The organism is Acinetobacter sp. AKBS16 (assembly GCF_002899995.1).
Taxonomy (GTDB): domain Bacteria; phylum Pseudomonadota; class Gammaproteobacteria; order Pseudomonadales; family Moraxellaceae; genus Acinetobacter; species Acinetobacter baumannii.
The window spans coordinates 1-5,787 of sequence record NZ_POYH01000026.1 but is presented as its reverse complement, the minus strand read 5'-3'; the positions used below and the strand labels follow the sequence as shown (position 1 = coordinate 5,787).

The window sequence follows — 5,787 nt, the reverse complement described above, 5'->3', positions numbered from 1 at the left end:
TAAAGGTATGCTCGGTGCCAACGGGATTGTGGGTGGTGGGCCTCCTTTAGCAATTGGTGCAGCGTTGACAGCGAAAACCTTAAAGACTGGTGGCGTCGGACTGTCTTTTACAGGTGATGGTGGTTCAAACCAAGGCCTTACTTTTGAAGCGATGAACATGGCTGTTGTTCTTAAACTTCCAGTAATTTTCGTTTTTGAAAATAACGGCTTTGGCGAAGGTACTGGTCATGATTACGCAGTAGGAAGTAAAGACATTGCTGGTCGTGCAGCAGGCTTTGGTTTACCGGCAGTTAAAGTTGATGGTACAGACTTCTTTGCCGTCTATGAAGCCGCTCAAACTGCCATTGAACGCGCGCGCCGTGGTGAAGGTCCAAGCGTGATTGAAACCATCACAAACCGTTTTTATGGCCACTTCGAAGGTGATCCTGGCTTGATTCGTTCTAAAGAAGAAGTCGAGTTCATCAAAGAAAATAAAGATCCTTTGAAAATTTTCCGTGAGAAAGTCAAAGGCAAAATTGATGAAGCCAAACTAGACGAGATTGATGCAGCTTCAAAGGCAAATGTTGATGATGCCGTTGCTAAAGCCCGTGCTTCGGCATATCCGAAACCAGAACAACTCCTTACTGACGTCTATGTCTCTTACTAAAGGAATAGTAAAGATGCCAAATAAAAGTTTTCGTAATGCAATTAAAGAAGCCATTGAATCAGAAATGCGCCGTGATCCAACCGTATTTGTTGTTGGTGAAGATGTTCGCGGTGGGCACGGCGGTAAAAACACTGAAGAAAACCAATTAGAAGGTTTCGGTGGTGTATTGGGCGTAACCAAAGGTTTATGGACAGAATTTGGTTCGGAACGTGTTATTGATACGCCAATTACCGAGTCTGCAATTATCGGTATGGCTGCTGGTGCTGCAGCAACAGGTTTACGTCCTGTTGCCGATTTAATGTTTATGGATTTCTATGGCGTGTGTCATGACATGCTTTATAACCAAGCCGCTAAGTTCCGTTATATGTTCGGTGGAAAAGCAAAAGCGCCAATGGTGGTACGTGGCATGATTGGCGCAGGTTTTTCTGCGGCAGCCCAGCATTCTCAGTCACCATATAACGTATTTGCCGCAGTTCCCGGCTTAAAAGTTGTGGTTCCATCTAGCCCATATGATGTGAAAGGGCTATTAATTCAGGCTATTCGTGATGATGACCCTGTAGTGTTCTGTGAGCATAAAATGCTTTATGACATTAAAGGCGAAGTTCCAGATGATGCCTATACTATTCCTTTTGGTGTAGCAAATTATACCCGTGAAGGGACAGATGTGACCATTATTGCTTTAGGCCTAATGGTACACCGTGCCAATGAAGTAGCAGACAAACTGGCAAAAGATGGCATTTCGGTTGAAGTGGTCGACCCTCGAACAATTTCACCTCTGGATGAAGAAGGAATTTTAGAGTCTGTTGCATCGACTGGACGTGTGGTTATTGTGGATGAATCAGCGGCACGCTGTGGTTTTGGTCATGATGTTGCTGCACTGATCGCGCAAAAAGGTTTCCACTATTTGAAAGCACCTGTTGAACTCGTAACGCCACCACATACGCCTGTTCCATTCTCTCCAGTTTTAGAAAAAGAATGGATTCCAAGTGTAGAGCGTATTGAGCAAGCTGTGCGAAAAACATTGGAGGCTTAGGATGAGCGAAATTAAAACGCTGGAGATCCCGAAATGGGGATTATCCATGGAAGAAGGCACGATCGCCCAATGGTTGATTAAAGAGGGTGATAGCTTTAATAAGGGCGATGAAATTTGTGAAATTGAAACCACAAAAATCGTCAATGTGTTAGAAGCGCCTTTTGCTGGAACGCTCCGTAAAATTTTAGCGAAAGATGGTGATACTTTACCTGTTGGTGGTCTTATTGCCGTATGTGCTGATAGTGAAGTTTCTGATGCAGAAATTGAAAAGTTTATCGCATCATTAGGTGGTTCAGCAGCTCAAGCACCTTCGGAACAAAGTAAAGCGGAAACATCTGCACCTATTGCTGAAAAAGCAGAACAGCCACAGACTGTAGCAGCTAGTGCTTCAGCTCCTGCAAAGGTAGCGAAAGATGACTACGCTGTACCCGAGTCATTACAAGGCTATCAAACATCTAATGAGTTGTTTGCAACGCCGCATGCATTGAAGCTTGCAGAAAAACACAATGTAAACTTGGCAAAAGTCACAGGTTCTGGTCGTGAAGGACGTATTAGTGTTCAAGACATCCAGAAGGCTGTACAGGCTGCTGGTGGTCAATGGCCTGATATTAAGCAGCAAACTCAGGCTAAAGTGATTAAATCTACGGCCGATGATAGCCAAGTTTTAGCAACGCCTGTAGCACGTCGTTTAGCAAAGCAGTGGGGCATTAACCTAAATGATTGCCGTGTTTCAGGTACTCGTGGCCGTGTCTGTAAAGAAGATGTTGAGGCAGTTTACTATCGTAATAACCCAACGCCAGTAAATGAACAACCTGTGCAATGTGCAGCTCAACCACAATCGACAATTACGACTGTGGCGATGAATGGGATGCGTAAAGCGATTGCTTCACGGTTACAGGCTGCAAAACGTAACGCACCGCATTTCCGCTTGGTGGTCGATCTCAACGTAGAAGCTTTGCAAAAACTACGTAAGCAGATTAATGAGACTGTTCCACAAGTGAAACTTTCTATTAATGACATGCTAATTAAAGCAGCTGCCGCCGCGCTGATTAAAGTACCTGAGGTGAATGTTCAATTTGATGAGGCGACTCAATCAATTTTACAGTTCTCTCAAGCGGATATTTCGGTGGCTGTAGCGATTCCAAACGGTTTAATTACACCCATTGTAAAAGCTGCAAATCAGAAGTCTTTAGCACAAATTTCCGATGACATGCGTGATTTGGCAACGCGTGCCAAGACTGGCAAGTTACAACCTGATGAGTTTCAGGGAGGCAGCTTTAGCATTTCAAATTTAGGCATGTTAGGCATTAAACAGTTCGATGCCATTATTAACCCACCGCAAGGTGCAATTATGGCATTAGGTGCTTCGGAATCTCGCGCTGTTGTCGAAAATGGCAATGTAGTGGTTCGTGAGATTGTCACAGCGACGTTGTCATGCGATCACCGAGTCATTGATGGTGCAGTTGGGGCGAAATTCTTGGCCAGCTTTAAGCAGTTTGTTGAAAACCCTGCTTTAATTTTGGTGTAGGAGAACCCGCATGTCAGAAACTCAATTTGATTTAATTGTGATTGGCGCGGGACCGGGTGGGTATGTGGCTGCAATTCGTGCAGCCCAGCTCGGGTTAAAAACCGCAATTGTAGAAGAGCGACATTTAGGCGGAATTTGTCTAAATTGGGGCTGTATTCCAACCAAAGCTTTGCTTGCAGGGGCAGAGCTCGCAACCCAGTTTAAACATGCTGGACAGTTTGGTTTTCAGGTATCCCAACTCGATTTTGATATTCAAAAGCTTGTGCAACATAGCCGACAAGTGTCAGCTCAATTAGTACAAGGCATCGATTACTTGTTGAAAAAGAATCAGGTCACTGTTTTTAGTGGTCGCGCTCAACTTACAGCGAAAGAAAAAATTGAAGTGACCGATGCTCAAGGTCATAGTCAGGCTTTGAGTGCACCACATATCATTTTGGCAACTGGAGCTAAAGCCCGACATGTTCCTCAACTTCCTGTCGATGGAACATATGTCTGGAGCTATAAAGAAGCGCTTGTTCCAGAGCAGTTACCAAAAAGTTTACTGGTTGTAGGTTCAGGTGCAATTGGTAGTGAGTTTGCCAGTCTTTATCAAGATTTGGGATGTCAGGTGACCCTTATTGATTTGGCTAAACAAATTTTACCGACCGAAGATGTAGAAGTTGCTCAATTTGTTAGAAAACAATTTGAACAAAAAGGTATGAAAGTCTTAACCGATGCTGTCGTTCAAAGTATTCAGATTGAAAATGAGCAAGTCCACTGTGTGGTTGAAACGGCAAATGATGTTCAAACGCTTGTTTTTGATCGCGTGCTTTCGGCAATTGGTGTACAGCCGAATACCACAGGGCTGGGACTAGAACGTTTAGGTGTAGAACTCAATCCACAAGGTTTTGTGGCAATTGATGACTATTGTAAAACCAACGTAGCAGGGCTTTATGCCATTGGTGATGTTGCTGGAGCACCTTGTCTCGCTCATAAAGCAAGCCATGAAGCCATAATATGTGTCGAGAAAATCGCTGGTGTGGCAAACGTCCATTCACTCGACCGTAGCCAGATACCTGGTTGTATTTTTACACATCCACAAGTGGCGAGTATTGGTTTAACAGAAAACGCAGCAAAAGCTAAGAATCTACCTATACGTATTGGTAAGTTTTCTTTAACTGCAAATGGTAAAGCTTTAGCAATTGGAGATGCGTCAGGTTTCGTTAAAACGGTGGTACATGCAGAAACGGGTGAATTACTTGGTGCACATATGGTGGGCCATGAAGTGACCGAACATATCCAAGGATTTGCCATTGCGAAATATCTAGAAGCAACTGATGAAAGTTTAGCTCAAGTGATTTTCCCGCATCCAACATTATCAGAAGCCATGCATGAATCCATTTTGGCTTCAATGCAACGAGCGATTCATATGTAGAAATTCTACATTTACAGGAGTTGAACATGGTTAAGGGATTAAAAAATAAAGTCGCTTTAGTGACTGGGGCAGCCCAAGGCATTGGCCGTGGGATTGCCCTGCGCTTGGCGCAAGAAGGGGTACATATTGCATTAGTTGATATGAAACAAGATCGACTGAACGATGTGCAGCAGGAAATTCAGGCTTTAGGTGTAAATGCGAGCACATTTATTGCTGACGTAAGTGACCGCGAGCAAGTGTATGCTGCTATAAATCATGCTGAGCAGACCCTTGGTGGGTTTGATGTCATGATTAATAATGCTGGAATTGCACAAGTTCAAGCGATTGCGGATATCACACCGGATGAGTTTCAAAAAATTGTTGATATTAATATTGGTGGCGTGCTGTGGGGCATTCAGGCTGCAGCTGCAAAATTTAAGCAACGCCAACATAAAGGTAAAATCATTAATGCCTGTTCAATTGCAGGCCACGATGGGTTTGCTTTACTCGGTATTTACTCGGCAACTAAATTTGCGGTACGAGCACTTACCCAAGCTGCGGCAAAAGAGTATGCCAGTCATGGTATTACGGTAAATGGATATTGCCCCGGAATTGTCGGAACGGATATGTGGGTTGAAATCGATAAACGTTTTGCTGAAATTACAGGTGCTGCAATTGGTGAAACTTATAAAAAATATGTGGAAGGCATTGCTTTAGGTAGAGCCCAAACACCAGACGATGTAGCCGCATTAGTTGCCTTCCTGGCAAGTGAAGATTCGGACTATATAACGGGTCAATCCATTTTAACGGACGGCGGCATTGTCTATCGCTAAAACAACATCCTGATTTGAGGGAGATAATAATGAAAGCAGCACGTTTTTATGACAGAGGCGATATTCGTATTGAAGATATCCCTGAACCAGAAGTCACTCCCGGCACTGTAGGCATTAAGGTAGCTTGGTGTGGAATCTGTGGTACAGATTTGCACGAATTTATGGAAGGACCAATTTTTATTCCACCGTGTGGACATCCGCATCCTATTTCAGGTGAATCTGCACCGATTACCATGGGACATGAATTTTCAGGTGTGGTTTATGCCGTTGGTGAAGGTGTTGATGATATTGAAATTGGTCAGCATGTCGTCGTAGAGCCTTATATTGTGGCCGATGATGTGCCGACTGGACCGG

The 5,787-nt window shown here is 44.0% G+C and carries 6 protein-coding genes; all 6 read left to right on the top strand.

Going from position 1 to position 5,787, the window contains the following annotated elements:
• Positions 1-646 (top strand): thiamine pyrophosphate-dependent dehydrogenase E1 component subunit alpha (locus C1642_RS03985; RefSeq protein ID WP_103235947.1); only part of this gene is annotated, 646 nt, incomplete at its 5' end.
• Positions 647-659: 13 nt separating this feature from the next.
• Positions 660-1,679, top strand: a complete 1,020-nt coding sequence (locus C1642_RS03980; protein ID WP_001133053.1) for an alpha-ketoacid dehydrogenase subunit beta — start codon at positions 660-662, stop codon at positions 1,677-1,679.
• 1 nt (position 1,680) lies between these two features.
• The gene (locus C1642_RS03975; RefSeq protein ID WP_103235946.1) at positions 1,681-3,207 is read left to right on the top strand and encodes a 2-oxo acid dehydrogenase subunit E2; all 1,527 of its coding nucleotides are present in this window, start codon (positions 1,681-1,683) and stop codon (positions 3,205-3,207) included.
• Positions 3,208-3,217: 10 nt separating this feature from the next.
• Complete coding sequence (gene lpdA, locus C1642_RS03970) at positions 3,218-4,621, top strand: dihydrolipoyl dehydrogenase (RefSeq protein WP_103235945.1); 1,404 nt, start codon at positions 3,218-3,220, stop codon at positions 4,619-4,621.
• Positions 4,622-4,647: 26 nt separating this feature from the next.
• Positions 4,648-5,433: an acetoin reductase gene (locus C1642_RS03965; RefSeq protein ID WP_032028752.1), complete on the top strand. Its 786-nt coding sequence runs from the start codon at positions 4,648-4,650 to the stop codon at positions 5,431-5,433.
• A 29-nt stretch (positions 5,434-5,462) separates the two neighbouring features.
• Positions 5,463-5,787 (top strand): alcohol dehydrogenase catalytic domain-containing protein (locus C1642_RS03960; protein ID WP_171304692.1); only part of this gene is annotated, 325 nt, incomplete at its 3' end.

What these genes read in the sequence shown, in the direction of transcription:
- C1642_RS03980 (WP_001133053.1), top strand. Translation starts at nt 660, where the DNA reads ATGCCAAATAAAAGTTTTCGTAATGCAATTAAAGAAGCCATTGAATCA.
- C1642_RS03975 (WP_103235946.1), top strand. Translation starts at nt 1,681, where the DNA reads ATGAGCGAAATTAAAACGCTGGAGATCCCGAAATGGGGATTATCCATG.
- lpdA (WP_103235945.1), top strand. Translation starts at nt 3,218, where the DNA reads ATGTCAGAAACTCAATTTGATTTAATTGTGATTGGCGCGGGACCGGGT.
- C1642_RS03965 (WP_032028752.1), top strand. Translation starts at nt 4,648, where the DNA reads ATGGTTAAGGGATTAAAAAATAAAGTCGCTTTAGTGACTGGGGCAGCC.